The sequence below is a fragment of the Natrononativus amylolyticus genome (assembly GCF_024362525.1).
Lineage (GTDB): Archaea > Halobacteriota > Halobacteria > Halobacteriales > Natrialbaceae > Natrononativus > Natrononativus amylolyticus.
Genome location: NZ_CP101458.1, coordinates 2,835,382 through 2,859,768, shown reverse-complemented (window position 1 = coordinate 2,859,768; position 24,387 = coordinate 2,835,382). Strand labels below are relative to the sequence as shown.

At 65.3% G+C, this 24,387-nt stretch carries 26 protein-coding genes, 1 tRNA gene and 2 pseudogenes; 17 read left to right on the top strand and 12 right to left on the bottom strand.

The window, feature by feature from the left end:
• Positions 1–69: 69 nt before the first annotated feature.
• On the bottom strand, positions 70–384 hold the full coding sequence (locus NMQ11_RS14870; RefSeq protein ID WP_255169231.1) for a DUF424 domain-containing protein: 315 nt from the start codon (positions 382–384) through the stop codon (positions 70–72).
• A gap of 5 nt (positions 385–389) precedes the next feature.
• Complete coding sequence (locus tag NMQ11_RS14865) at positions 390–1,160, bottom strand: tetratricopeptide repeat protein (RefSeq protein WP_255169230.1); 771 nt, start codon at positions 1,158–1,160, stop codon at positions 390–392.
• Between the two features lie 97 nt (positions 1,161–1,257).
• Between NMQ11_RS14865 and thpR the strand changes: the two genes are divergently transcribed.
• From thpR to NMQ11_RS14840, 5 genes are all read left to right on the top strand, one after another.
• Entirely contained in the window at positions 1,258–1,815 is a 558-nt protein-coding gene (gene thpR, locus NMQ11_RS14860) for an RNA 2',3'-cyclic phosphodiesterase (RefSeq protein WP_255169229.1), read from the top strand.
• A gap of 75 nt (positions 1,816–1,890) precedes the next feature.
• Positions 1,891–2,895, top strand: coding sequence for a hypothetical protein (locus NMQ11_RS14855; protein ID WP_255169228.1), 1,005 nt, complete (start codon positions 1,891–1,893; stop codon positions 2,893–2,895).
• Positions 2,896–3,005: 110 nt separating this feature from the next.
• On the top strand, positions 3,006–3,158 hold the full coding sequence (locus NMQ11_RS14850; RefSeq protein ID WP_255169227.1) for a 50S ribosomal protein L39e: 153 nt from the start codon (positions 3,006–3,008) through the stop codon (positions 3,156–3,158).
• Positions 3,159–3,160: 2 nt separating this feature from the next.
• The gene (locus NMQ11_RS14845; RefSeq protein WP_255169226.1) at positions 3,161–3,439 is read left to right on the top strand and encodes a 50S ribosomal protein L31e; all 279 of its coding nucleotides are present in this window, start codon (positions 3,161–3,163) and stop codon (positions 3,437–3,439) included.
• 2 nt (positions 3,440–3,441) lie between these two features.
• Complete coding sequence (locus NMQ11_RS14840) at positions 3,442–4,107, top strand: translation initiation factor IF-6 (RefSeq protein WP_255169225.1); 666 nt, start codon at positions 3,442–3,444, stop codon at positions 4,105–4,107.
• A 78-nt stretch (positions 4,108–4,185) separates the two neighbouring features.
• Here the strand turns inward: NMQ11_RS14840 and NMQ11_RS14835 are convergent, their stop codons facing one another.
• Positions 4,186–4,500, bottom strand: a complete 315-nt coding sequence (locus NMQ11_RS14835) for an ASCH domain-containing protein (RefSeq protein WP_255169224.1) — start codon at positions 4,498–4,500, stop codon at positions 4,186–4,188.
• 168 nt (positions 4,501–4,668) lie between these two features.
• Between NMQ11_RS14835 and pfdA the strand changes: the two genes are divergently transcribed.
• From pfdA to NMQ11_RS14810, 5 genes are all read left to right on the top strand, one after another.
• Positions 4,669–5,124 (top strand): prefoldin subunit alpha, encoded by a 456-nt coding sequence (gene pfdA / locus NMQ11_RS14830; protein ID WP_255169223.1) that lies wholly within the window; start codon positions 4,669–4,671, stop codon positions 5,122–5,124.
• A 9-nt stretch (positions 5,125–5,133) separates the two neighbouring features.
• Entirely contained in the window at positions 5,134–6,435 is a 1,302-nt protein-coding gene (ftsY, locus tag NMQ11_RS14825) for a signal recognition particle-docking protein FtsY (protein ID WP_255169222.1), read from the top strand.
• A 53-nt stretch (positions 6,436–6,488) separates the two neighbouring features.
• Complete coding sequence (locus NMQ11_RS14820) at positions 6,489–7,133, top strand: hypothetical protein (protein ID WP_255169221.1); 645 nt, start codon at positions 6,489–6,491, stop codon at positions 7,131–7,133.
• A 58-nt stretch (positions 7,134–7,191) separates the two neighbouring features.
• Positions 7,192–8,037 carry an NmrA/HSCARG family protein gene (locus NMQ11_RS14815; RefSeq protein WP_255169220.1) on the top strand — a complete coding sequence of 282 codons (846 nt, stop codon included), beginning with the start codon at positions 7,192–7,194 and terminating at the stop codon, positions 8,035–8,037.
• An 88-nt stretch (positions 8,038–8,125) separates the two neighbouring features.
• The gene (locus tag NMQ11_RS14810) at positions 8,126–9,154 is read left to right on the top strand and encodes an LLM class flavin-dependent oxidoreductase (protein ID WP_255169219.1); all 1,029 of its coding nucleotides are present in this window, start codon (positions 8,126–8,128) and stop codon (positions 9,152–9,154) included.
• 68 nt (positions 9,155–9,222) lie between these two features.
• Here NMQ11_RS14810 and NMQ11_RS14805 read toward each other — a convergent pair whose 3' ends face one another.
• The 5 genes from NMQ11_RS14805 to NMQ11_RS14785 all read right to left on the bottom strand — a co-directional run bounded on the left by NMQ11_RS14805 (position 9,223) and on the right by NMQ11_RS14785 (position 14,511).
• Positions 9,223–11,463: a catalase gene (locus tag NMQ11_RS14805; protein WP_255169218.1), complete on the bottom strand. Its 2,241-nt coding sequence runs from the start codon at positions 11,461–11,463 to the stop codon at positions 9,223–9,225.
• A 98-nt stretch (positions 11,464–11,561) separates the two neighbouring features.
• A complete protein-coding gene (locus tag NMQ11_RS14800) occupies positions 11,562–12,980 on the bottom strand; it encodes a dihydrolipoyl dehydrogenase (RefSeq protein WP_255169217.1) in 1,419 nt (472 codons plus the stop codon).
• A gap of 91 nt (positions 12,981–13,071) precedes the next feature.
• Entirely contained in the window at positions 13,072–13,377 is a 306-nt protein-coding gene (locus NMQ11_RS14795) for a DUF7344 domain-containing protein (RefSeq protein WP_255169216.1), read from the bottom strand.
• Between the two features lie 231 nt (positions 13,378–13,608).
• Positions 13,609–14,259, bottom strand: coding sequence for a bifunctional 4-hydroxy-2-oxoglutarate aldolase/2-dehydro-3-deoxy-phosphogluconate aldolase (locus tag NMQ11_RS14790; protein ID WP_255169215.1), 651 nt, complete (start codon positions 14,257–14,259; stop codon positions 13,609–13,611).
• 48 nt (positions 14,260–14,307) lie between these two features.
• Entirely contained in the window at positions 14,308–14,511 is a 204-nt protein-coding gene (locus NMQ11_RS14785) for a hypothetical protein (RefSeq protein WP_255169214.1), read from the bottom strand.
• Between the two features lie 177 nt (positions 14,512–14,688).
• Between NMQ11_RS14785 and NMQ11_RS14780 the strand changes: the two genes are divergently transcribed.
• Together NMQ11_RS14780 and NMQ11_RS14775 are read left to right on the top strand one after the other, a co-directional pair.
• The gene (locus tag NMQ11_RS14780; protein WP_255169213.1) at positions 14,689–16,071 is read left to right on the top strand and encodes a signal recognition particle protein Srp54; all 1,383 of its coding nucleotides are present in this window, start codon (positions 14,689–14,691) and stop codon (positions 16,069–16,071) included.
• Between the two features lie 95 nt (positions 16,072–16,166).
• The gene (locus NMQ11_RS14775) at positions 16,167–17,159 is read left to right on the top strand and encodes a hypothetical protein (RefSeq protein ID WP_255169212.1); all 993 of its coding nucleotides are present in this window, start codon (positions 16,167–16,169) and stop codon (positions 17,157–17,159) included.
• A 15-nt stretch (positions 17,160–17,174) separates the two neighbouring features.
• On the opposite strand, the gene NMQ11_RS14770 is transcribed toward NMQ11_RS14775, so the two are convergent.
• Together NMQ11_RS14770 and NMQ11_RS14765 are read right to left on the bottom strand one after the other, a co-directional pair.
• Positions 17,175–17,588 carry an RNA-binding domain-containing protein gene (locus NMQ11_RS14770; protein WP_255169211.1) on the bottom strand — a complete coding sequence of 138 codons (414 nt, stop codon included), beginning with the start codon at positions 17,586–17,588 and terminating at the stop codon, positions 17,175–17,177.
• On the bottom strand, positions 17,585–18,145 hold the full coding sequence (locus NMQ11_RS14765) for an AAA family ATPase (protein ID WP_255169210.1): 561 nt from the start codon (positions 18,143–18,145) through the stop codon (positions 17,585–17,587). The genes NMQ11_RS14770 and NMQ11_RS14765 overlap by 4 nt, the downstream gene beginning before the upstream one ends.
• 95 nt (positions 18,146–18,240) lie before the next feature.
• Here NMQ11_RS14765 and NMQ11_RS14760 point away from each other — a divergent pair.
• From NMQ11_RS14760 to NMQ11_RS14740, 5 genes and pseudogenes are all read left to right on the top strand, one after another.
• Positions 18,241–18,315 (top strand) — tRNA-Arg (locus tag NMQ11_RS14760).
• A gap of 1,268 nt (positions 18,316–19,583) precedes the next feature.
• Positions 19,584–19,763, top strand: a pseudogene (locus tag NMQ11_RS14755) (DUF7845 domain-containing protein); the annotation flags it as partial.
• A gap of 324 nt (positions 19,764–20,087) precedes the next feature.
• Positions 20,088–20,585 carry an Lrp/AsnC family transcriptional regulator gene (locus tag NMQ11_RS14750; RefSeq protein ID WP_255169209.1) on the top strand — a complete coding sequence of 166 codons (498 nt, stop codon included), beginning with the start codon at positions 20,088–20,090 and terminating at the stop codon, positions 20,583–20,585.
• A gap of 260 nt (positions 20,586–20,845) precedes the next feature.
• Complete coding sequence (locus NMQ11_RS14745) at positions 20,846–21,682, top strand: TrmB family transcriptional regulator (RefSeq protein ID WP_425607690.1); 837 nt, start codon at positions 20,846–20,848, stop codon at positions 21,680–21,682.
• Between the two features lie 672 nt (positions 21,683–22,354).
• The gene (locus NMQ11_RS14740) at positions 22,355–22,843 is read left to right on the top strand and encodes a site-specific integrase (RefSeq protein WP_255169207.1); all 489 of its coding nucleotides are present in this window, start codon (positions 22,355–22,357) and stop codon (positions 22,841–22,843) included.
• 42 nt (positions 22,844–22,885) lie between these two features.
• On the opposite strand, the gene NMQ11_RS14735 is transcribed toward NMQ11_RS14740, so the two are convergent.
• Positions 22,886–23,689, bottom strand: a complete 804-nt coding sequence (locus NMQ11_RS14735) for a hypothetical protein (RefSeq protein WP_255169206.1) — start codon at positions 23,687–23,689, stop codon at positions 22,886–22,888.
• A gap of 219 nt (positions 23,690–23,908) precedes the next feature.
• Positions 23,909–24,272 (bottom strand): annotated as a pseudogene (locus NMQ11_RS14730) (PD-(D/E)XK family putative nuclease); the annotation flags it as partial.
• Positions 24,273–24,387: the final 115 nt, after the last annotated feature.

The following is a 24,387-nucleotide window of genomic DNA, read 5'->3' as shown; positions in this document are numbered from 1 at the left end:
CGAACGGCCCCCGCGTTTCTCCTCGCGACCCGCAGCCGCGGAAAAGGGCACTTCTCCCGTTCGCTCGACTCAGCCCATCCGCAGGAACTGTGCGTGTACCGTCGAGCCGATCTCGAGGACGTTCGCCTCGTCGACGATGTCGGCTTCGATCGCGAGGTCCACAGCCCGCGTCCCGACGATGTTGGCGACGGCCGCCCGCTGTAAGCTGTCGACGGCCGCGGTCTCGTCGACGGTCTCGCCGCCGTAGAACTCCTCGGTGACCGTCAGCGAGAACTCGCCGCTCTCGAAGGTCTGCCCGAGGACGTCGTCGTCACAGAGGGCGACTAACAGCCCTTCGGGGGTCTCGCGTTCGGTGACCAGGAGTCGAGAATCGGTCGCGCTCATACTCGTCACTCCCGCTGGTGCTGGCGTTGCTCGCGCTCCTCGACGAGTCGCTCTTCGGCCCGCTCGCGCAGTTCGTTCGCCTCCTCGGCGATCTCGTCGGCCTCGTCGTACTCGCCGAGTTCCTCGAGAATGCGCGCCTTCTCCTCTAGCACCGTCGCGTCTCGTTGGCCCAGCCGAATGGCGTTGTCGATGCAGTTGAGCGCCTCTTCGGCGAGGCCGCGCTCGGAGAGGAAGAAGGCCCGGTTGTACCACGCCTGAGGGAACCGCTCGTCGAGTTCGACGGCCCGTTCGGCGTGCTCCAGGGCCTGGGCGGTCTCGCCGAACTCCCAGAGCGCGTAGGCCAGGTTCGTCTCGGCGCTGGCGGCGTGCTCGCTCTCGTCGTCGATCCGCAGCGCCTCCCGGTGGGCGCCGATCGCCTCGTCGTACTCCTCGAGTTCGGCGTGGGCGACGCCCTTGTTCACCCAGGCCTCCTGGGCGACGCCGTCGTCGTCGGCGAACCGGGCGGCGCGCTCGAACGCCTCGGTGGCCTGCTCGAAGCGGTTGATCCCCATGTAGTTCAGCCCGACGTCGAGCAGTTCCTCGGCGTCGACGTCGTCGCTGCCGACGTTGTGCTCGTCGAGTAAGTCCGTGAGAACCCGGGAGTCGACGGGGTCGACCCGCGAGGGGTCGACGTCGAGTTCCGGCGGGTCGAGGTCGAACTCCTCGTAGGACTCCTCGAAGCCGGCACCCTCGGAGAACCGGTGACGGCGGTCCGCGTCGTCCTCGCGATCAGTCATTGTCAGTTCTTCGCAGCGACGACTGTTAAGGGCTGCGTCCCGACTCGAGGGGGCCGCCGGCCACAGCTTCAAGCGAGGGGCCGTCGAACCCTCGCTCATGCGACTGTTCGTCAGCGTCGACCTCCCCGACGAACTCACGGACGCGGTCGGCGACGTCCAGGACACGCTCTCGGCGGCGGAGGGGCTGAACTTCACCGATGCCGGCCAGGCCCACGTCACCCTCAAATTCCTGGGTGACGTCTCCGAGACCCGACTTCCAGAGCTGAAACGCGAACTCGCCGCGGGCGTCGCCGAGGCGGACGTCGACCCGTTCACCGCCCGCGTCGGCGGCCTCGGCGTGTTCCCGAGCCTCGAGTACATCAGCGTGCTCTGGGCCGGCTTCGAGGCCGGCGGCGACGAGCTGACGCGGCTCCACGAGGCGCTCGAGGACCGCACGGTCGAGATGGGGTTCGATCCCGAAACCCACGAGTTCACCCCGCACGTCACCCTCGCCCGGATGGAACACGCCGACGGGAAGGAGCTCGTCCAGGAGCGGGTTCGCGAGCGCGAGCCGACGATCGGCGCGTTCCGCGTCGAGGAGGTGCGACTCACCGAGAGCACCCTCACCGACGAGGGGCCGGTGTACTCGACGCTCGAGCGGTTCCGTCTCGAGTGAGCCGTCGGACGGATTTCGGCGAGCCGCTGGTGCGACGAAACACATTTCGTTCCGGGAACCAATCAGTCGACCTGAATGGACACCGATCTGACGCGCCGACAGCTGCTGGCCGGCGCCGTCGGCGGCGGAACCGCCCTCGGCGGCGGGACCGCGATCTACAACGTCGTCCTCGGTTACGATCGGTTCACCGGCACGAACCTCACCCGTCAGGATCTCGACCCGCTGGTCGCCCAGCGCCTCGGTCCCGCCGGCGAGGACGTCGCCACGCTCGACTCGCACCGACTCCTCCAGCGCGACGGCGCCGTCTCGGCGGTCGACCGCGAGACAGACGAGTCCGTCGCCAACCTCGAGTGGGCGACGGCCGACCCCGCCGATGCGGCGGTCGTCGACGACGACCTCGGACTGGCGGACGGCCCCCTCGAGGAGCTCGTCGCGGACCTGTCGGCGCTCGAGGCGGGCGACGTCCGCTTCGTCTACGACAGCTACCCGGCCTTCTTCGAGCGGGTTTCGGCGGGCGACGCGCGCCCGCACACCGTCTCGGCGCTGCGGGGGTACCGGTCGGCCGAGCCGTCGACCGTCGAGGCGTTCTCGGGGGCGGACCCGCGCGATCCGATGGCGGTCGCCGAGGGGCTCGTCGAGGGGTTCCGCGAGCACACCAGCTACGACGTCCCGCGCTACGTCGCCGGCTCGGTCGAGGACAACGTGCTGTTCGGGGCGCGGGATCTCCGTTCGCGCTTCGAGTCCGAGACGTCGTTCGAGGCAATGCTCGCGGGCGAGGACACCGGGCTGTTCTGTTACGAGCTCACCCGCCGGTCGGTCGACGCGCTCCAGGCGGTTCCCGCCCTCGAGCAGACGGCGCCGGTCGTCGGGGGGTTCGTCAAGGACGACCGCCACAAGCACGTTTACACGATCCTCGCGAGCGCGCTCCGCGAGGACGACGAGCTGGTCGTCCCCGTCACGTTCCTCGATTACACCCACTCGACGCTGTACGACGACCTGCGGGTGCGACGGCTCACGGGCGAGGGGCTCGACGCCTACGACACCCGCCACCGGGCGACGACGATCGCCTGGTACGCGTAGGCCGCGACCCGAAACCGGCCGACCGGCCGCTACGGCGCCGGAGAGCGGTTTCACGGCGGTTCCTCGAGATGGACAAGATTTTAAGCCAGCGCGGGCTACCTCCGGCCACTATGGGTAAGAAATCGAAGGCCAAGAAGAAGCGCCTGGCCCACCTCGAGAACCAGAACAGCCGCGTTCCCGCGTGGGTCATGCTGAAGACCGACATGAACGTCCAGCGAAACCCGAAGCGACGCAACTGGCGGCGCAACGACACTGACGAGTAATCATGAGTGCCAGTGATTTCGAGGAGCGCGTCGTCACCGTTCCCCTCCGCGACGTCAAGAAGGGCGCAAACCACGAGGCCGCGAACGCGGCGATGAAGATCGTCCGCGCCCACCTCGCGAAACAGTTCGCCGTCGACGAGGACGCCATCCGACTCGACCCCTCGATTAACGAGACCGTCTGGTCCGAAGGGCGAGCGAACCCGCCGCGGAAGCTCCGCGTGCGGGCCGCCCGCTTCGACGAGGAGGGCGAGTCGGTCGTCGAGGCCGAGGTCGCCGACTAACGGTGCTTCGCGCCGCATTCGCCGGATCGGCATACATCGGCGTCTTCGCCCGCGCGACGGACTCGTGCGTGCTCGTCCGGCCGGACGCCGACGACGAGGTCGTCGAGGCGTTCGCCGACGAACTCGAGGTGTCCGCCGTCGGAACGACCGTCGGCGGCTCCTCGACCGTCGGCGCGCTCGCGACGGGCAACGAGAACGGCCTCCTCGTCAGCAGTCGCGTCCTCGAGTACGAGCGCGAGCGCCTCGAGGAGGCCGTCGACGTTCCCGTCACGGAGCTGCCGGGCAGCATCAACGCCGCCGGCAACGTCGTCCTCGCGAACGACTACGGGGCGTACGTCCACGCGGACCTCTCGCGCGAGGCGGTCCGGATCGTCAAGGACGCCCTCGAGGTCCCCGTCGAGCGGGGCGACCTCGGCGGCGTCCGCACCGTCGGCACGGCCGCCGTGGCGACCAACCGGGGCGTGCTCTGCCATCCGAAAGCGACCGACGGCGAACTCGACGCCCTCGAGGAGGTCCTCGACGTGCGGGCCGACGTCGGGACGATCAACTACGGCGCGCCCCTCGTGGGGTCGGGACTGGTCGCAAACGACGCGGGCTACGTCGTCGGCAACGACACCACCGGCCCCGAACTCGGCCGGATCGAGGACGCGCTGGGCTACCTCGAGTAACGCCGGTACGCGACTGCGGTTCTCGTCTTTTCTCGCGTCGAGCCCCGGCTCTCGGTGTCGGCCGCTCGAGTCGCCGGACTACTCGCGCCGTTCGAACCGGTGGCGGACGACCTCGCTGTCGTCGTCCCACTCGAAGCTCTCGTGGGCGCGCTCGAGCAGCCGCTCGTACGCCTCGAGGTTCTCCATCCCCTCCGCCTGCGCGTCCGCGTCGGTCAGGTCGCCGAGGGTGCGCTCGGTGACGTCGGTCACCTCGAAGGCGGTCCCCTCGATGGTGAACGTGTCGCCCTGCTCGGCGTACCGGTGGCCGCGGTGGATCTGGGTCACCTCACCCTCGAGAACCTGGCGCTGCATTCGGTCGCTGGGCAGCAGTTCGGACGGCTCGAGTTCGCTCATTGGAAACATAGTACGGTCGCGCGAGCAAAACCGATTTGGCTCGCGCGGGCCGGTCACGCGGTTCACCCTCGAAGCTCGAGGTTCGTCGCTCACAACCCGATTCGTCGCTCCGACCGCCGACTTCGATAGAAGGGAAGATTCTTCCGACTGCCTGACCCAGACCTAGTCATGAGCGCAAGCCAGCAGGAACTCCAGGAACTCTCACAGCAGCTCCAGGAACTTCAGGAGCAGATCGAGGCCCTCGAGACCAGCGTCGAGGCCGTCCGCACCGAGCAGGGCGAGGTCGACGAGGCGATCACCGCTCTCGAGCAACTCGAGACCGGCTCGGTCGTCCAGGTCCCCCTCGGTGGCGGCGCCTACGTCCGCGCCGAGATCGAGGACATCGACGAGGCGATCGTCGAACTCGGCGCCGACTACGCCGCGGAGTTCGAACGGGAGGGCGCCGTCTCCGCCCTCGAGAACAAGAAGGAGCGCCTCGACGACGACATCGAGGAACTCACCGACCAGATCGCCGACCTCGAGGCCGAGAGCGCACAGCTCGAGGGGAAAGCCCAGCAGCTCCAGCAGCAGGCGATGCAACAGCAGATGCAGCAGATGCAGGGCCAGCAGAATCCCGACGAGTAGGGGGAGACGATGTTCGACAACCTGAAGGAGAAACTCGGCAGCTTCCGCGAAGACGCCGAGGAGGCGGCCGAGGAGAACGTCGAGGAGGTCGACGAGGAGGAACTCGAGGACGGCGAACCGGACGCCGCGGAGGCGACCGACGAGGCGCTCGAACCCGACGGACTCGAGTCAGACGCGGAGGCGATCGACGGCGAGCCGGTCGACCCGAAGCGACCCGACGGGGCCGACCGCCCCTCGACGACCGACCCCGACGAGGTCGCGACGACGCCCGAGGAGTCGGGTGCGACGGTCGACGATACGGAAGCCGACCTCGAGTCCCACGAGGTGGACCCCGATCCAGCGCTCGAGGAGGACCGACCGGCGGCCGACTTCGAGCCCGACGAGGGGCCCGATGAAGACGCGGACGACGACGGCAACTCGATCGGCTTCGGCCGGAAGGCCAAGTCGATGGTCCGCGGGAAGTTCGTCATCGAGGAGGAGGACCTCGAGGGGCCGTTACACGAACTCGAGATGGCCCTGCTCTCGAGCGACGTCGAGATGGGCGTCGCAGAGGAGATCCTCGACAATATCCGCGACGAACTGGTCGGCGAGACCCGGACGTTCACCACCTCGACCGGCGCGGTCGTCGAGGAGGCGCTGCGCGACGCGATCTACGACGTGATCAGCGTCGGCCAGTTCGACTTCGACGAGCGGATCGCGGTCGAGGACAAACCGCTGGTGATCGTCTTCACCGGCGTCAACGGCGTCGGGAAGACGACGAGCATCGCCAAACTCAGCCGCTACTTCGAGGAGCGCGGTTACTCGTGCGTGATGGCCAACGGCGACACCTACCGCGCGGGCGCCAACGAGCAGATCGCAGAGCACGCGAAGGCGCTCGACACGAAGCTTATCACCCACCAGCAGGGCGGCGACCCCGCCGCGGTGCTGTACGACGCCGTCGAGTACGCCGAGGCCAACGACGTCGACGTCGTCCTCGGCGACACCGCCGGCCGCCTGCACACCAACGAGGGGCTGATGGACCAGCTCGAGAAGATCGACCGGGTCGTCGGTCCCGACATGACGCTGTTCGTCGACGAGGCCGTCGCGGGCCAGGACGCCGTCAACCGCGCCCGCGAGTTCGACGAGGCCGCGTCGATCGACGGCGCGATCCTGACGAAAGCCGACGCCGACTCGAACGGCGGGGCCGCCATCTCCGTGGCCCACGTCACCGGCAAACCCATTCTGTTCCTCGGCGTCGGCCAGGGCTACGACGACATCGAGCGCTTCGACCCCGACGAGATGATCGACCGGCTGCTCGAGGAAAACGACTGATCGAAACCGTTCGATCCCCTGAACCTTTTCTCGCGGCGGAACGGTGGTAACGTATGTCCCGTCCCCCCTCTCGTCGCGCCCTCCTCGTGACACTCGCGTCCGTCGGCGTCGCCGGCTGCGTCTCGAGTATCGAATCCGACGACGACCCCTCCCGGGCGAACGCGACGCCCGAGACCGAGTACGCGACGCCGCCGGAGTTCGATACCGCCTCCGAGCCGCCGCTCGAGTCGTCGGTCGAATTCACCTACGATTGCCCGGTAACGCCGCCGGAACCGCCGTCGGCCCCGGCCGACGACGAGGCGATACCGCCGCTCGAGTATCCCGAGCCGCCCGCATCGCTCTCGCACGAGGACGTCCTCGAGTACGTGACGCGGTACGAGGAGGCTCACCGCCGAAACGCGTTCGTCGACTACCACCGAGAGGACGCCGCCGGGTTCGGATTCGAACCCACCGCGGCGCAAGTCGGTGCGGTTGGAAACGGCGAGGAACGCGTCGTCGTCTCGCTCGTCTACGATATCGCAAGCGCCATCCACCACGACGACGGCTCCCAATCTGCTGGCGACGAGTGGGAGACGCGAGTCACGTACTCCGTCGACGACCGGGTCGTCCTCAGGGCGGAGAGCGACCGCGCCTCTCCAGACCCCGAATTCGAGCCGGACCCACGTTTCGAAGGCGAGGCACTCGAGTGCTTCGAGTGACCCCCGCTGCACTCGAGGGTATCAGCTTCTTGTGGCTCCCGCTGGTAGGTGTCCCGCTATGTCCGCAGACACTGTCCTCGTTACCGGTTCGACCGGCACCCAGGGTGGCTCGGTCGCGTACGCACTCCTCGAGCGCGACGTCGAGGTCCTCGCGCTCACCCGCGATCAGAACAAGCCCGAAGCGCACGAACTCGCCGAGAGAGGCGCGGAAGTCGTCCAGGCGGACCTCGCCGAGAAGAACAGCCTCGAGCCGCTGGTCGAACAGGCCGACGGCGTCTTCCTGGTCACCAACTTCTGGGAGCACGGCTACGACGGCGAGGTCTCCCAGGGCACGAACGTCCTCGAACTCGCCGACGAGGTCGGAATCGACCACCTCGTCTTCTCCTCTGTGGGGGGAGCCGAGCGCGACACCGGCATCTCCCACTTCGACTCCAAGTGGGAACTCGAGGAGCGAATCGACGACCTGGGGCTCCCCGCGACGGTCGTCCGCCCCGTGTTCTTCATGCAGAACTTCGAGGGCTTCCGGGAGTCGATCGAAGACGGCACGCTGGCGATGGGCCTCGAGCCCCGCGAGCCGCTGCAGGTGCTCGACATCGAGAACCTGGGCGCGTTCGTCGCGTCTGTGTTCGCCGACCCCGACCGGCACCTGGGCGAGGCGTACGAACTCGCGAGCGACGAACTCACGCTGCGGTCGATGGCGGTGCGCTTCGCCGACGTTCTCGGGACGGAAGTGCGAGCGCAGCACCTCTCTATCGACGAGGTCGAGGAGAGCCAGGGCGAGGAGTACGCCGTGATGTTCGAGTGGTTCAACGAGGCCGGCTACGAGTCGCCGCTCGACGACCTCCAGGCGGATCACCACGTGGTGTTCAGCCGGCTCGAGGAGTATCTGGCTCGAGAGTGGTAACCCATCGCGCTATCAGGCACGATCCTGTTAGCTCCGGACGAATCGCCGGGGGCCTAACCGTTATCCCTCGCAGTCGCCGAACTCGAGCATGGAACTCTCAGTCGTCGACCTCTCGCCGGTTCCCGACGGCGCCAGCGCGACGGAGGCGTACGCCAACACCGTCGAGGCCGCACGACAGGCCGAGCGGCTCGGCTACACCCGCTTCTGGGTGGCCGAACACCACGGGATGGCGAGCCGACTCGCCGGGACGACGCCCGAGGTGCTGCTCGGCCACCTCGCCGCCGAAACGGACTCGATCCGGCTCGGTTCGGGTGCCGTCCTGCTCAACCACTACAGCCCGTTCAAGGTCGCCGAAATCTTTGGGGCGCTCGACGGCCTCGCCCCCGGCCGGATCGACGCGGGGTTGGGACGGGCGAACGGCTCGCCTGCATCCGACAGCGCCCTCGAGACCGACCGATACGTCGAGAACCCCGACGAGGACCACGCAGAGAAGGTGGAGGCGGTCGTCAGCCACCTCTACGACGAGTTTTCGGAGGGTCACGCCTACGCCGACCTCGAGATCCCGCGCTCGAGCGACTCCCCGCCGGTCCCCTGGCTGCTCGGCTCGAGTCCCTCGAGCGCCGAGATCGCGGCCGACCTCGGGCTGCGGTACTGCTTCGCGGCGTTCATCCGGCCGCAGTTCGCCGCCCACTCCGTCGAGACCTATCGCGAGGCGTTTTCCCCCTCGGCGTCTGCGGGCGGGGCCGCCGACCCCCACGGAATCGTCGCGGTGAACGCCGTCTGCGCTGAAACTGACGAGGCGGCGGCGCGGCTGCGCGCGGTCGCCGAGGCGTCGTTCCAGCGGCTCCAGCGGGGAATCGTCGGCTCGACACCCTCCGTCGAGGAGGCGATCGACGAACTCGGCGGCGTTCCCGAGCCGACGCCCGTTCGACTCGACGCCGACGAGTGGCCGCGGGCGATCTCCGGCAGCCCGGAGACCCTCGCGGGATTGCTCGAGCAACTGGCCGACCGCGTCGGCGTCGACGAGGTGATGATCCAGCACGTCACGCCGGACCACGAGAGCGCGCTGCGTTCGCACGAGCTGCTGGCGGAGGGCGTCGGACTCGAGTCCCGCTAGCGGCTTCGGGCCGGTACCGACCGTTTTCGAGCCGTCAGCGACGTCGGAAACCGAGGTGTCTCGGCGAGCTACGCGGGCACTTCCGCCGGCTCGCGCTCCCAGTGGCGGTGGGCGGCGACCGCGTCGACGAACGCCTCGAGGAACGACTCGAGGTCCTCGCCGTCCCGACTCGTCACGACGCCCTGATCCGAGACCAAGTCGCCGTCGGAGAGGTCGACGCCCGGTAGCTCGACGGCCTCGAGCAGGTCCACGCCCTCGCCGAGGGCGGCGACCGGCTTGTAGTGCTTGAACGCCTCCGCGACGAAGTGTTTCGGAGTGCCCTGCCCGCCCATCGCGTCGACGCTCTCGCTCCCGCCGGGGACGACGACCGCGTCGAAGGCGACCGAGGCCGCCGCGACGTGGTGCTGGTCGGGGTCGACCGTCTCGCCGTCGGCGCCCGACTTCTCGCCGAGGACCTTCGAGATGATCTTGACTCGAGCGCCTTCATCCTCGAGCGCCGACTGGAGTTTCGAGACGTGGTCGTCGTCGAAGCCGTCGTCGAGCAACACCGCGATCTTGCGGGTTTCGATCGTGTCCGGCGTCCGGTTCTCCATGCTGAGCGACGGATCCTCCCGGTCGTGATCCGGCAGCTGGTCGCCGGGTTCCTCGGGCGGTTCGACCCCGATCCCCTCGGCGACGCGTTTGGCGAACTCGTGGTCGACGTTGTTGAACAGGTCGTACACCATCCGCTCGCGGATCTCCATGCGACCGACCTTGCCGAGTTCGAAGTGGGCGGCGTCGACGATGTTCTGCTTTTCGGGTTCGCTCATCGAATTCCAGAACAGCCGCGCCTGCGTGAAGTGGTCCTCGAAGCTCTCGCTGCGGTTGCGGATCTTCTTTCCGTCTACCTTCTCGGCGTAGTGTTCGTAGCCGCCCTCCTCCTCGGGGACCTCCTGTGGGTCGTCGTCGCCGATCGAGTTCGGCTTGTAGGATACCTTCCCCTCGTTGATCTCCTGGCGCATGAAGCCGGCGCGCTGGTTGTTGTGGCGCTCGGCGATCGGGCGGTTGATCGGAATCTCGTCCCAGTTGGCGCTCCCGAAGCGGTTGAGCTGGGTGTCCTGGTAGGAGAACAGCCGGCCCTGGAGGAGCGGGTCGTTCGAGAAGTCGATGCCGGGGACGACGTTGCCGGGGTGGAACGCGACCTGTTCGACCTCGGCGAAGAAGTTGTCGGGGGTCTCGTTGAGCACCATCTTTCCGATCGGCCGCACCGGAACCTCGGTCTCGGGAACGATCTTCGTCGGGTCGAGCACGTCGAAGTCGAACTCCTCGGCCCGCTCCTCGTCGAAGATCTGAATTCCGAGCTCCCACTCGGGGTCGTACCCCTCCTCGATGACGTCGTAGAGTCCCTTCCGGTTGAAGTCCGAACTCTTCCCCCAGAGCTTCGTGGTCTCGTCCCAGACGAGCTGGTTGACCCCGAGCTTGGGCGTCCAGTGGAACTTGACGAACACCGACTCGCCGTCGTCGTTGACCAGCCGGAAGGTGTGGACGCCGAAGCCCTGCATCATGCGGTAGGCTCGCGGGAGGGCTCGTCCGGAGAGCACCCACATGAGCATGTGCGTGGTCTCCGGTTTCAGCGAGGCGAAGTCCCAGAACGTGTCGTGGGCCGCCGAGGCCTGCGGAATCGCGTTATCGGGCTCGGGCTTGATCGCGTGAACCAGGTCCGGGAAGTCCATCGCGTCCTGGATGAAGAAGGGCGGCATATTGTTCCCGACGAGGTCCCAGTTGCCCTCCTCGGTGTAGAACTTCGTCGCGAACCCGCGGACGTCCCGGACGGTGTCGGACGAGCCCCGCGAGCCGACGACCGTCGAGAACCGAACGAAAACGGGCGTCTTCTGGTCGGAATCGGTCAGCACCTTCGCCTTGGTCACCTCCTCGAGATCGTCGTATTCGTCGCCGAGATCGGGATCCTCGTAGGGCTGGAAGTAGCCGTGGGCGCCGGTGCCGCGGGCGTGGACGACCCGTTCCGGGATCGACTCGTGGTCGAACTGGGTCATCTTCTCCCGGAAGTGGAAGTCCTCCATGATCGTCGGGCCGCGCTCGCCCGCCTTCAGGGAGTTGTCCGTGTCGGTGACCTTGACGCCGTGGTCGGTCGTCAGCTCCTCGCCCTCGGGGTTTTCGGTCACCTCCTCGAGCTGGTCCCGTTTGCTGTTCTCGTCGACCTCGTTGCCGCTGGTTCCGGACTCCGATCCGCCGTCGGTCGCCGCCGGCCGGTCGGCAGTCGAGTTCTCTCGCGGTACTCCGTCGTCGGTGGATGGCTCGTCGTCGGACATTGTCTGGTGTGTTCGGACTGAAGTCCGTCCTGCCCATCGTCCACAATGAGCGGGAAAAACGCCCGCCCATCGCTCGCAAGCGATCGACCCGTCGCCCGTCACTCGCCGACGTCCCGCCAGTCCGGGGCCGTCGAGTACGGTCGCGTAGAGAGCTCGTCGAACGCCGCCAGTATCACCTCCGAGAGCGCCGGGTGGACGTGAACGGCGGCGACGACATCGTCGACCCGGCCGCCGGCCCGCTCCATCGCGACGACGACCTCCTGGATCAGCGTCGGCGCCTCGGGTCCGACGACGTGACAGCCGAGGATTTCGCCGCCGTCGGGTTCGGCGAGCACTTTCACGAAGCCGTCGCTCTCGAGGAGCAGCCCCAGCGGCGCCGCGTCGTAGCTCACCGTCGCCGCCTCGTACTCGAGGCCCTCCTCGGCCAGTTCTTCTTCCGTCCGGCCGACGCTCGCGACCCGCGGCCTCGTGAACACCGCGTGGGGCACCGCGTCGTAGTCGACGGCCTGCTGGGTGTCCTCGAGGACGTTTACCGTCACGCAGCGCGCCTCGTAGTCGGCGGCGTGTTTGTACGGCTGGGCGCCGATGACGTCGCCGAGCGCCCAGACGCCGTCGGCGCTGGTCTTGCAGAACTCGTCGACGTCGACGGCGCCGCCGTCGTCGGTGTCGATCCCGGCGTTCTCGAGGTCGAGGGTGTCGGTATTCGGCCGTCTCCCGGTCGCGAGAAGCAGCGCATCGGCGGTCAGTTCGATCGTCTCGTCGTCGGATTCCACGACGGCGGCGATCCCGCCGTCTCGCTCGGAAACCGCCGTCACCTCGTGGCCGGCGTGGACGTCGAACCGTTCGGCGAGCGCGTCGGTCACCGCCTCGCTCGCAGCCTCGTCCTCGCGAGGGAGCAGCCGGTCGCTGCGGCCGACCATCGTGACCGCGGTGCCGACCGCGTCGAAGAAGTATCCCATCTCCGCGCCGATGTACCCGCCGCCGACGACCAGCAGGCTCTCGGGCGGGTCGTCGAGATACAGGACGTCGTCGCTCGTGTAGTAGTCGACCGCCTCGAGGCCGTCGATCGGCGGCTCGACGGGCCTCGAGCCGACGGCGACGACGATCGTCTTGCCACGGATCTCCACGTCCTCGTCGTCCTCGCGCTCGACGAGGACCGTCTCGTCGTCGAGGAACCGTCCCGCTCCCCGGTAGAGCGTGACGTGCTCGTTCTCCTCGAGGCTCTCGGCCTGCGCGTCGGCCTTCTCGTAGACGGTGTCGTGGATGGCGTCGGTGATCGCGGCGTAGTCGATTCCCCTCACCGCGGCGTCGATGCCGAACCGTTCGGCGCCGCGGATCTCCTCGAGCACGTCGGCGCGGTGGATCAGCGCCTTCGAGGGGACACAGCCCCGGGTGACGCAGGCGCCGCCGAGCGGCCCGGGTTCGACGACGACGGCCTCGAGCCCCTCTTCGGCGGCCGCGGTGGCGACCTGCGAGCCGGAGCCGCCGCCGAGAACGATGATGTCGAAATCGGTCATGGGTTCAGCGAACCGACCACGGGCGGTAGTATAAATCGGGCTGGGCCGTCGAGATCCGCTCTACCTCACCGCCGTGTCTCTTTCCCGGCGCTCAGACCCACTCGCCGGGGAGCGTCTGCGAATTGGCCGTGAGCAGCGTGAGGAGCGGGCAGATCTCGTCGAACTTCGCCCCCCGCTCGACCGTCTGCGTGTCCGTGTTCCAGCGGACGAACTGCGCCTCCTCGAGGAGCGGCAGGTGTTGGTGACGGAGCGCCACGTCCGCGTTCTCGAGCGTCTGCTCCTCGTCGACGACTTCTTCGGGAACGCAGATGCTCCCGTCGCCACGCGAGTGTAACAACTCCGTGAGTAACCGACGGCGGTGTTTGTTTGCCAGAATTTGAAACGTCTGTCCAAGCACTATAAAAGTTGTCTTCACGGAAATTAATAACCGTTCCGTGAGACGGTTGAACACGCCGTATGCAGGGGTCTAACGCGCCGTGGCGGCACGAACCGCGTTTCGGATTTCGAGGATAATCGGCCGTTCTCGCGACGTATTTACCTCGGGGTAGCGGCCGACGAAGCACGTCGCTTTCGTTCGTTTCCCGACGAAACTGATTGGAAAAAGGGCTGGTCGCGTTTTCCGGTGGGTTCAGGACCGCGCCTCGTCGACGGCCTCGGCGAACGTCGCGGCGTGCTCACGGACCCCCGCCATGTCGCCGCGGTCGATGGCGTCGTAGTCGATCATCGCGGAGCCCGCGCCGACGGCGGCCGCGCCGGCCGCGAAGAAGTCGGCGACGTTGTCGGGGCTGACGCCGCCGGTGGCGACGATGGGGAGCTGACCCAGCGGCCCCTGGATCGCGCTGATGTAGCCCGGCCCGAGATCCGAGGCGGGAAACACCTTCAGCATGTCCGCGCCCGCCTCCGCGGCCCGAACGGCCTCGGTGGGCGTCGCGACGCCCGGTATGGCGACCTTCCCGTAGCGGTTGCAGGCCTCGACCATTCCCCGATCGAAGTGGGGCGCGAGCAGGTAGTCCGCGCCCGCCTCGATGACGTTGACGGCCATCGCCTCGTCGAGGACCGTCCCCGCGCCGACGACCGCGTCGGTGTCGGCGAGCGCGCGGTCGACGTCCGCGATCATCTCCGTCGCACGCGGGGCGTCGACGGTGATCTCGAGGGCCTCGACGCCCCCTTCGTACAGCGCCTCCGCGACGGGAACCGCGTCGTCGGGGTCGATCCCGCGCATGACGGCGACGACGCCGGCGTCGACGATCCGCCCGTAGGTTTCGAGTTTGTCTGGCATACTCGCCAGTGGGACGATGACGGCCATAAGTACTGTCACCTCACCGCGTCAGTCCGCCCGACGCATCGCCCGCACCTCCATGCGGAGCTTCGCGGCGCTGACGCCCACGATTCCGCCGATGATCGTTCCCCAGGCGCCGTCCTCGACGCCGCTCAGCGCCCCGATGGCGAGTCCCATGACCACCGGGGGGACCAACAGGAGACACAGCATCTCGAGCCAGAAGACGCCCTCGCCCTTGGGGTCGCCGCTCATCGCGTTCCCGTTTCGGCCCTCGAGTGAAATACGTTGACAATTTCTTCGCGCCGCGTCGTCCGCGGATCGACGACCCGCGCGGACTCGAAGCCGGTCGTTGACGATCGCTCTCGGTCCCGCGGGCGGACGACCGCCCGAGAAAAAGCCTTTAACGCCGCCGGCCCGTACATCGTGCAAATGGTACTCGACGATCTCGGCAGTTCTCTGCGAGGCACTCTCGATAAACTTCGCGGAAAGTCACGCATCTCTGAGGAAGACGTCGAGGAGGTCGTCAAAGAGATCCAGCGCTCGCTGCTCTCGGCCGACGTCGACGTCTCGCTCGTCATGGAGCTCTCCGATAACATCAAGACGAGAGCCCTCGAGGAGGAGCCGCCCGCCGGGACGCCGGCGCGCGATTTCGTCCTCCGCATCGTCTACGAGGAGCTGGTCGCCCTCATCGGCGAGTCGACCGAACTCCCGCTCGAAGACCAGACGATCATGCTCGCGGGCCTCCAGGGGTCCGGGAAGACCACCTCCGCGGCGAAGATGGCGTGGTGGTTCTCGACGAAGGGGCTGCGCCCCGCCGTGATCCAGACGGACACGTTCCGCCCCGGCGCCTACGACCAGGCCAAGCAGATGTGCGAACGCGCCGAGGTCGACTTCTACGGCGACCCCGACGCGGAGGATCCGGTCCAGATCGCCCGCGAGGGGCTCGAGGCGACGAGCGAGGCCGAAGTCCACATCGTCGACACGGCCGGCCGACACGCCTTGGAGGACGACCTGATCGACGAGATCGAGGAGATCGAAGGTGTTGTCCAGCCCGACACCTCGCTTTTGGTACTCGACGCGGCGATCGGCCAGGGCGCCAAGGAGCAGGCCCAGCAGTTCAACGAGTCCGTCGGGATCGACGGCGTCGTCATCACGAAACTCGACGGGACGGCGAAGGGTGGCGGTGCCCTGACTGCGGTGGATCAGACCGACTCCTCGATCGCTTTCCTCGGCACCGGCGAGGAGGTCGAGGACGTCGAGCGCTTCGAGCCCAACGGCTTCATCTCCCGGCTGCTGGGGATGGGCGACCTCGGCCAGCTCGCCGAGCGCGTCGAGCGCGCGATGGAGCAGACCCAGCTCGAGGAGGAGGACTGGGACCCCGAGGACATGCTCCAGGGCAACTTCACCCTCAACGATATGCAAAAACAGATGGAGGCGATGAACAACATGGGTCCCCTGGATCAGGTGCTCGACATGATCCCCGGTTTCGGCGGCGGGATCAAGGACCAGCTGCCCGACGACGCGATGGACGTCACCCAGGACCGGATGCGCACCTTCGAGGTCATCATGGACTCGATGACCGACGCCGAAAAGGAGTACCCCCGCGCCATCGGCGCCAGCCAGATCGAGCGCATCGCCCGCGGTTCGGGCACCGACGAGGAGTCAGTGCGCGAACTGCTCCAGCAGTTCAAGATGATGGAGCGCACCATCAAGCAGTTCCAGGGCATGGGCTCGGAGAAGGAGATGCAGCGGATGATGCAGCAGATGCAACAGGGCGGCGGCGGTGGCGGTATGGGCGGTCCGTTCGGCTAACCCGCGGCCGTCTTTCGGCTCCGCACCGCGGCCTCCTCGTTCTCAGATAGTGTATTTTCCAGCACAGTAATACGTCTCTAGACGAATCCTCCCCCATGAACCGCCGGCAGTACCTCGCTTCTCTCTCCGTACTCGGCACCGGTGCGCTCGCGGGCTGTCTCGACGATCTCTCCGGGCTCCGGGACGCCTCGAGCGTCGGCACCCAGCGCGAGCCGACCGTCGAGATGACCCGCAGCTACCGCGAGGCCGACCGCGACCGCAGGCGCGCCGTCGGACAGCTGAACCGGGCCGCACTCGCGCTTCGACCGCTAGCGACGGAGCTCGAGGACACCGGAAACGTCTCCGTCGAGTTCGACGAACCGCGCGACCGACTCGCCGACGCCCGGACGCACCTCGAGGACGCGGAAGCGACCGACGAGGGGACGGCCGCCGCCGTCGCGGCGCTGCGATCGTTCGCCGACGTCCTCGCCGGCGTCGTCGAGACGACCGCTGCCGTCACCGACGACGCGATCCCGGACGCGATCGACGCTCTCTCCGAGGAGATCGACGCCCGCCGGCTCGAGGCGGCGGAAACGACCGTCGCCGGCCTCCGCGCGCGGTTCGCGACCGCGCGGGACGAGCTCGATCCCGCCCTCGAGACGCTCCCGGAACTCGACCGCGACCGTCTCGAGGGACTCGCCGTCGTCGACCTCGAGCCGATCGAGGAGGGCCTTCGGCTGCTCGACGAGGTCGTCGTCGGGCTCTCGAACCTCGGGGCGGCGCTCGCGGCGACCGTCGACGGCCACCGGTGTCTCGAGCGGGGCGAGGAGCAAACCGAGGCGGAGCGATACGACGAGGCGGCGGCGTCGTTCGACGAGGCGGCGGCCCACTACGAAGCGGCGACGGCGCACTCGGACGACGCGCTGGACGCGCCGGGTGGCGTGGGGACGTACGCGGAGACGACCCGCTGTCAGAGCGTACACCTCGAGGAGGCGGCCCTCGAGTTCGCCGACTCGGCCCGCGCGCTCGACGAGCGCGATCCGACCGGCGCCGCCCGCCACGAGGAGGCGGGGGCGGCGGCGCTCGAGGCGGCCGACGACTGCGTGTGAGAAGCGAACGGCGACTCAGGCGCCGATCGGTTTTCCGTCCTCGGTCTCGGGGGCGACGGCGTCGATGTAGGTCGGGACGTCCGGGTCGTCGACGCGGACTCGAACCGCGATCTCTCCGAGTTCGTCGGTCTCGCCGACCGCGAAGTTCACCCGCCCCTCGAAGGCGGCCTGTTTCTTCAGCGCGAAGCTGAACGTGTCCCCCTCCCGGTTGCCGAAGAACTCGCCGCGGGCGGTGTCGAGGATCTCCTGGCGGTGGAGGAGTTCGGAGAAGTGCTCGAGGGAGTGTACCGTTCCCCTGATCTCGCCGTGGCCCTCCGCTAAGTCGGCGTTCGGAAAGACGTTCGCGACGGCGTCGGCCACGCGGGCGGTGACCTCCGTGTCGTACACCGGAGCGGTGATCTCGGCGGTGATGCGGTAGACGTCCGTCATCGCTGTGCCTGCTTGCGCTTTCGGATGATAGTTCGAATCCGGTCGTGGAACGCCTCGAGGCTGTCGGTGTTCTCGACGACGGCGTCGGCGCGGTCCATCGCGTCGTCCATCCCGAACCCGCGCTCGCGCTCGTCGCGGGCCTCGAGTCCTTCGCCGCCGTCCTCGGCCGTGACGTCCCGCCCGCGGTCGTCGATGCGCTCGGCGCGAACGTCGAACGGCGCCTCGATGCTGACGAGCGTGAACGCCTCGCCGAAGCGCTCACAGAAGACGTCGACCTCGGTGCCGGAACGGATGCCGTCGACCAGGACGGCGTCGTGATCCTCGAGGCGGTCGTCGATCATCGGCAGCGAGCGCTCGGCGATCGCCGCCGGTCCGTTCTCCTCGCGGAGCGCCTGGGCGACGGTGCCGTGATCCTTCGTCGGATCGAGGCCGCGGTCGGCGGTCTCCTGGCGAACGACGTCGCCCATCGTCACCACCGGAATGCCCTCCTCGCGTGCGACCGTCGCGGCCTCGCCCTTTCCGCTGCCGGGTAGCCCCACGGTTCCGATGACGTGCATTGTACCGGGGTACACGCGAGGCGTGCATAAGGACTGTGTCTCGAGGCGGGAAATCCCAATCGCTTATGCCGATCGGTCGACGAGTGAGTACTCGAGGGCACGTAGCTCAGTCCGGATAGAGCGTCGGACTTCTAATCCGACGGTCGTGGGTTCGAATCCCATCGTGCCCGTATTGGGTGTCGCTCACGGATGTGAGCGACCGCAATCGGACGAGATGGGTTCGAATGACGGAACGAGCGAGCGCAAGCGAGCGCAGTTCCGGTGGTTCGAATCCCATCGTGCCCGTGATTCTGCGACGAACGAAGGTGAGGAGCGAACAGCGTAACGCGTGGGATTCGAAGCCTACCAGTCGCAGCGGCCGAACGAAGTGAGGCCGACCGCCTGGGTTCGGTTCGAATCCCATCGTGCCCGTACACAACCGGTTTCGTACCTTTCCGTAGATCGCACCGTCGCGCCCGCGACGACGGAATCGGCAGAATCGAGATGTGAAACCGACGCTGTGATCCGGGAGTTCGTTCAGCAGGTGAACGTCCCCCCTTCGCAGCCGGGCGGTTTTCGTTCCCGGATCTGGCCGTCCGGCTGACCGTCGGAGGTGGTCTGCGCGACTCTCGAGCAGCTGCTCGGGGAGATCGACGTCGACGAACTCGAGCGGTGCATCCGCTCGCGCCCACAGCCCAGGACGTCGCGGGAGTTCCGCTGTCCGGTCTGTAACAGCCGATGTACTCGGCTGGCCGACGGCGTTTCGGAAACCGGGAACTGGCGGAACTGTCCGCGACGACTGCGGCGGACCGGGAGCTACCGAACCGCGCCCATGCTCACAGACGGAGGCGGGACGGACCGATGACCCGCACGTCGCTTCCGAGCGCGGTTTTTCAGAAGCTGAGAACTCGACCCGAAGCGAAGGGGTTGCTCTCGAGCCTCGCGACACGTCGAAACCGCTCGAGTCCGGCCGCGCGAGTCGGCTGTATCACGTTCCGAGTCGGACGCCCATAGCCCACCCTGCAACGCAGGCCGGCGGTGCCGACGTTTGCCGAGCGCTCGAGGTCGTCTCGGGGGGTGAGTCGGCGTGAACCGTAGTGTCTCGAAAGGGTGATCTCAGAAGGTTACCGCCCATTCGTGGTCGCAAGCGCTGCATCGAAAATCCACCCGGACACCCGGATTAGCCAGTGTTCGGTCTACTACTTCACTCTGGTCGGAAAGACAGCTTGGACATCTTCCTCTAGTCAATGTCCATGGACAGCTATTCCGGAGCTACATTAAACTAGCATTATATTTCAAGCTTTTCTGGTATATCCTTTCCAGTTCCTCCGGGTTTGGGGGTGAGTCAGTGTGACGTTCTGCCCGGTCTGTTGCGAGCGAAGTTCGCAGGTCTACCGCTGTAGCGACTGCGGTGCCGATCCCGTCGAGAGAGACAGCGAGGACGAGGAGGGAGGCCGTCGATGCGGTCCCTCGAGACGAACCGGTCGAACTCTACGAGGACCCGACGCCGCGCCTCGAGGCGAAAGCCGACCACCTGCTGTTGACGACGCTGCACGATCTGGGCGAGACGGCGTGGGACGTCACGGAGACGGTCGCGACCGACGGAGGAGCCACCGTCGACGGCCTCGCCGAGCAGCTGGCACCGCCGAGAATGAACGATCGGTTTGCAAAGTCTGGTTGCGAACTCAACACTGATCCATCGTTGTCTTTTTTCGATGCAGTAGACTCACTGTCGGCCATCGTCTCGAAGTGTGTAGAAACTGAGGCGGTTGTACAGCAGTGGCACGGAGAATCAATGGTTGGGACCCGATTGAACTCCGTGCCACATGAGCGTACGAAGTAGTCCGGTATAGTCTTACTGTGATCATATGGGTGACTAATTCACTGGTACTAGCACTGCTTAGCTGTTCTGCGTTAAACCGGTGGCATCGGGATACATAGGCCGTGGCATCGTAGGAGCGCTATGGGCCGAGAACTGGACGAAATCGACAAAGGCATCCTATACATGCTACAACGGGAAGCTCGCAACACGACCGCGCAGGAGATCAGTAAGACGATCGGCGTCTCACCCAGCACCGTTCGCAATCGAATCGACCAGCTCGAATCTGATGGCGTCATCCGGGGGTATCACCCAGAAATCGATTACGAGGCGGCGAATCTCCCCTTACGCGTGGTCTTCGTCTGTACCGCCCCGGCAACCAGACGGGGGGAGTTAACAAACGAAGTCATGAACGTCCAGGGCGTGGTTGATGTCCGCGAAATGATGACCGGACGGCGAAACGTCCACATCGAGATCGTCGCAACGGGTACGACCGATATTTCCCGTATTTCAGATGCGATCCACGAGCTGGGGCTCGAAATCGAGAGCTCCGAACTTATGAAACGACGACAGATGCAACCGTTCAATCACTTCCAGTTTACCGAGTTGGACGAGGGAACCACAGACGCCACCGGTGAGTAGCTAGGTGTTATATCCGCACTCATACCCACCAATTTTCCGATTTCCACACCAATAAATTCGACTTTCCAGGATTGGTTACCACTATCTCTGCTGTAAGTGCAAACTAATCGCTGGCATTCAAATAGGATTCATAGGTACTGAGCGACTCGAAGTCAGTATGGAACGCAGTCGAGATCGATCGGCTTCACAAGAACGCTCTTGTGCGTGCCGAAACAACACCGGAGAGAGTACCGATCACGCTGGTACCATGGTTGGGACCCATGAACGAATTATCTAATCACCAACGAGCGGTCGAATTGCTGCAGCAACTGGGCCTGAAAGAATACGAGGCGAAGTGCTTCGTCGCCTTATCGCGGATGCCGAAGGGAACGGCCAAAGAGATCAGCGAAACCTCTGAGGTTCCTCGAACGCGTGTGTACGATGCGGTTCGTGTGCTGGAAACGAAAGGACTCGTGGAGATCCAGCACTCGAACCCCCAGCAGTTTCGGGCCGTCCCGATCGATGAGGGGGCCGAGACACTGCGTCAAGAGTACGAATCACGGATGGAGACACTCGTCGAGGCAGTCAAAGGGATTGACCCAGCACCAGCAGACGACGACGAGGAAGTGTCACACGAGGTCTGGGCGCTGACGGGGCATATGGCGATCGCAACTCGCACCCAGCAACTCATCGATGGGGCTGGAGAGGAGATCGTGTTCGTCGTGGGCCGTGAAGAGGTTCTCACAGAGGAGTTGTTCACGCACCTCCAAGCGGCCCAGGAGACGGGCATCACGGTCGTCGTCGGGGCCGTCTCTGAACGCCTCCATGATGCCGTTCAGCAGGCGCTCCCCGACGCTAACGTATTCGTCTCCGAACTGGAGTGGCTGAGCAGTACGCCGACTGATAGCACAGACAACACGACGATCAGCCGGCTGCTCCTGATCGACCGCAACACGATTCTGGTCAGTTCGGTACACGAGGCTGCCTCGGAGGCGGCTGAAACTGAGAGAGCAGTGTTCGGCAGGGGCTTCACCAATGGCTTGGTCGTCATTGCCCGGCGGCTGATGGCGACGGGCTTGGAGACAGGTGATGACCCCACGATATCCGAGGGGGACTAACCAGCACCGTCAGGAGTTGAAACGATCAGGGAACTGTTCCCACCGTCGATATGTGAGACAGTGAGGATTACTTTTTGAGTACTTCGCTGTTTTGGAGTTCCTCGTGATGTGCAGCCAGCAGTTCCAAGGCAGGTTTGATTTCGTCGAATCGCGGCCCCCGTTCGACGCGGTCCGTACCGGGACTCCACTCGATAAATCCATTGTCGGCTAATTTGGGTAGATGAATGTGGTGATATTTGATACGGCTCATGTCATCAGCGAGGGCAGCGTCAGGTGGTGCGTCGAGGTCACTCGGTACCTCTGTATGGGGGTTGTTCTCCAGTAACGTAAATAACAGGTGCCGCCGATGTGCGTTCGATAGGACAGCGTATAACCTATCATGAACGTCTTTCATGTTTGAGTGCAGTGTACACTCGCTGTCCTCTTATACCCACCAACATTTCATTCGGGATCGAGTTTTGATTAACTGGGTGAATTAGACTTCTAGTCAGTTCACACGTTCTATACCGGTCTGTTCAGAGATAATCGAAGAGGCATGACTGTTCAAGATGGGAGGGGCTGCTGTCTGAGAATCGATGGTTCTCGGACAAAACCTGCACCGTTCGGCGCCGAATCCCCACTGATCGGCTCGTGCGGGACCCTTTTACGTCCGGTCTGTGGCGAAACCAGAACGTGCAACTCGGGACGGACGACACCGCCGACGGTCGACGAGTTCGACTGACCGAAACGGAACGCGATCGACTCCTGGCGGTGTACGACGACGAACCGACGAAACAGGTCGCGCTGGCGTTCGTGGCTCGCTGTGGCTGCCGCGTTCGCGAAGCGACCGACGTCCGCCCTCGAGACGTCTACCAGGGCGACGAAACCGGCCAGTGGTTCCTGCGGATGCCGGGCGAGAAGGAACGCCAGACGCCCATGCCCACGGCGCTCGCCGGAATGGTTCGCGTTCTCTCGCAGGGACTCGAGCCCGACGATCGCGTCCTCGAGGGCACACCGCGGACGGTTCGACGGTGGGTCGGGAGTGCAGCTGCGGAACTCGCTGAGGACGATACCGATGACCGGTGGCTGTACGTTGGGCCACACGATCTCCGCAGGACATGGGGGCATCTGGCGCTCGAGGCCGAAGTGCTCCCGTCAGTGCTGATGCAGTGGGGCGGGTGAGACAACTACGAGACGTTTCAGCTGCCCTGATCAAATCAACGACTATTGGTCGCTACGTGCTTCTTCAGCCCATTCTGGGATTTCGACTTCGACATTTTCGGTCTCCGCATCGTACATGATCTCGATCGTTACCGTCTCATCTGAGACAACTGTCGCTACCAGGTACTCTGCATATGACTCGGCAGATTGCGTGAGGTCAAACGAGACGTTTGCGGATCTAACCACATTGGTATCGGGTTCAGCATGCACTTCACCGGATGAGTTCGTAATTCGATACGTGCCGTACCAACCGTTTTCTGGTCTGTACGTATTAGTTTCGTCCGTCTGCTCAACCTGAGCATAACTTGCGACAAAGAAGCTTCGGATGAATACTGACGACTCCGATGTGGCGCTATTCTCGTAAACGCCGGACCTCTCCTCTTTCAAAATCAAGGTAATTGTCTCATCGCTCTGTTTTTCCTCGAGGATTTGCAGACTCTCATCGTCGTTCGCCCGGTCGACTACGTGGTCAATGTACGTTCGATCAGGGGAGAGGAAACGCTGATAGACCGGGGCACCCTCGTGTTCCTGGTACTCTTCATAGGTGTTCGAATCCGTTCCGAGCAGATGGTATCGCTCACCATCAGCGGATTTGACATCCCTGAGTTCGATGTTAGTTCCGCCCTCGCCGTCGTAGCTCGCAGTAATACTGTACTCATCCGAGTCTATCCCGGAAAACCGATCCTCTGCTGGATTTGTTGATTGAGATTCCATCGTTGAGAAGGGATATACAACCGAAAGAACGAGACCAACGCAAAGCAGTGCGAGCACTCCGATCGCGATACCTGCGATGTGACGGGAATTCATTTACTGAAGGTTATAACACAATATCATAAGCTTGGTGGACTTGGCAGCTGGTTGTCTGATTTTATTAGGAGTGGAGGAAAACCACAGACAACGATGGTCGGGATTGCTGCGATGCTGTTTGTACTCGTTGCGGCAGTGGTACTGTTTTTCATACGGAACTGGGCAATCAGGCGCTGGACGCGGAGAACCGAGGAACCATAACCGCCTAGAATACGTCGAAATCGCTATTTTCGCCTGCTCAGTGTCTCGGTGGTCGCCGCCCCCATGCCAACGGAGCAGCGGGAGACTCGAGGCCTTGCACATCCGGTCTTTCAGAACCGTACACCCGGAGCGGCCGTGTGGTCGATAAACGACGAAACAGTACCAGCCGTTCGCCCGGCGGAGACGGTCGTGATACGCCTTGTACACCTCGAAATTCCCGGCTGGCCGTTCGAGTGCTCGAGCATCGTGCTCTTGATTTCGACCGGCGTTCCGTTCCCAAAGCGGGCATCGTGCCAGCTCGCCCGCTCGAGGAAGAACCGCCGCTTCTTCGCCATTCCTTCTCGCACGTACCGAAGTGGTTCGCTCGCTTACTCCGGTTCACGGTCATCCCTCACGATGGCTCGGTCGAGATCGTGGCGGTCTGCGGTCCGGCCGTAACCGGAGCGCCGGCGACGTCCGGCCGAGGGGCCGCCCATCGCGGAACGAATATTTGGTTG

Excerpts from the sequence above, each read along its gene's own strand:
- NMQ11_RS14870 (WP_255169231.1), bottom strand. The coding sequence starts at position 384 with ATGAGCGCGACCGATTCTCGACTCCTGGTCACCGAACGCGAGACCCCC.
- NMQ11_RS14865 (WP_255169230.1), bottom strand. The coding sequence starts at position 1,160 with ATGACTGATCGCGAGGACGACGCGGACCGCCGTCACCGGTTCTCCGAG.
- thpR (WP_255169229.1), top strand. The coding sequence starts at position 1,258 with ATGCGACTGTTCGTCAGCGTCGACCTCCCCGACGAACTCACGGACGCG.
- NMQ11_RS14855 (WP_255169228.1), top strand. The coding sequence starts at position 1,891 with ATGGACACCGATCTGACGCGCCGACAGCTGCTGGCCGGCGCCGTCGGC.
- NMQ11_RS14850 (WP_255169227.1), top strand. The coding sequence starts at position 3,006 with ATGGGTAAGAAATCGAAGGCCAAGAAGAAGCGCCTGGCCCACCTCGAG.
- NMQ11_RS14845 (WP_255169226.1), top strand. The coding sequence starts at position 3,161 with ATGAGTGCCAGTGATTTCGAGGAGCGCGTCGTCACCGTTCCCCTCCGC.
- NMQ11_RS14835 (WP_255169224.1), bottom strand. The coding sequence starts at position 4,500 with ATGAGCGAACTCGAGCCGTCCGAACTGCTGCCCAGCGACCGAATGCAG.
- pfdA (WP_255169223.1), top strand. The coding sequence starts at position 4,669 with ATGAGCGCAAGCCAGCAGGAACTCCAGGAACTCTCACAGCAGCTCCAG.
- ftsY (WP_255169222.1), top strand. The coding sequence starts at position 5,134 with ATGTTCGACAACCTGAAGGAGAAACTCGGCAGCTTCCGCGAAGACGCC.
- NMQ11_RS14820 (WP_255169221.1), top strand. The coding sequence starts at position 6,489 with ATGTCCCGTCCCCCCTCTCGTCGCGCCCTCCTCGTGACACTCGCGTCC.
- NMQ11_RS14815 (WP_255169220.1), top strand. The coding sequence starts at position 7,192 with ATGTCCGCAGACACTGTCCTCGTTACCGGTTCGACCGGCACCCAGGGT.
- NMQ11_RS14810 (WP_255169219.1), top strand. The coding sequence starts at position 8,126 with ATGGAACTCTCAGTCGTCGACCTCTCGCCGGTTCCCGACGGCGCCAGC.
- NMQ11_RS14805 (WP_255169218.1), bottom strand. The coding sequence starts at position 11,463 with ATGTCCGACGACGAGCCATCCACCGACGACGGAGTACCGCGAGAGAAC.
- NMQ11_RS14800 (WP_255169217.1), bottom strand. The coding sequence starts at position 12,980 with ATGACCGATTTCGACATCATCGTTCTCGGCGGCGGCTCCGGCTCGCAG.
- NMQ11_RS14790 (WP_255169215.1), bottom strand. The coding sequence starts at position 14,259 with ATGCCAGACAAACTCGAAACCTACGGGCGGATCGTCGACGCCGGCGTC.
- NMQ11_RS14785 (WP_255169214.1), bottom strand. The coding sequence starts at position 14,511 with ATGAGCGGCGACCCCAAGGGCGAGGGCGTCTTCTGGCTCGAGATGCTG.
- NMQ11_RS14780 (WP_255169213.1), top strand. The coding sequence starts at position 14,689 with ATGGTACTCGACGATCTCGGCAGTTCTCTGCGAGGCACTCTCGATAAA.
- NMQ11_RS14775 (WP_255169212.1), top strand. The coding sequence starts at position 16,167 with ATGAACCGCCGGCAGTACCTCGCTTCTCTCTCCGTACTCGGCACCGGT.
- NMQ11_RS14770 (WP_255169211.1), bottom strand. The coding sequence starts at position 17,588 with ATGACGGACGTCTACCGCATCACCGCCGAGATCACCGCTCCGGTGTAC.
- NMQ11_RS14765 (WP_255169210.1), bottom strand. The coding sequence starts at position 18,145 with ATGCACGTCATCGGAACCGTGGGGCTACCCGGCAGCGGAAAGGGCGAG.
- NMQ11_RS14750 (WP_255169209.1), top strand. The coding sequence starts at position 20,088 with ATGGGCCGAGAACTGGACGAAATCGACAAAGGCATCCTATACATGCTA.
- NMQ11_RS14745 (WP_425607690.1), top strand. The coding sequence starts at position 20,846 with ATGAACGAATTATCTAATCACCAACGAGCGGTCGAATTGCTGCAGCAA.
- NMQ11_RS14735 (WP_255169206.1), bottom strand. The coding sequence starts at position 23,689 with ATGAATTCCCGTCACATCGCAGGTATCGCGATCGGAGTGCTCGCACTG.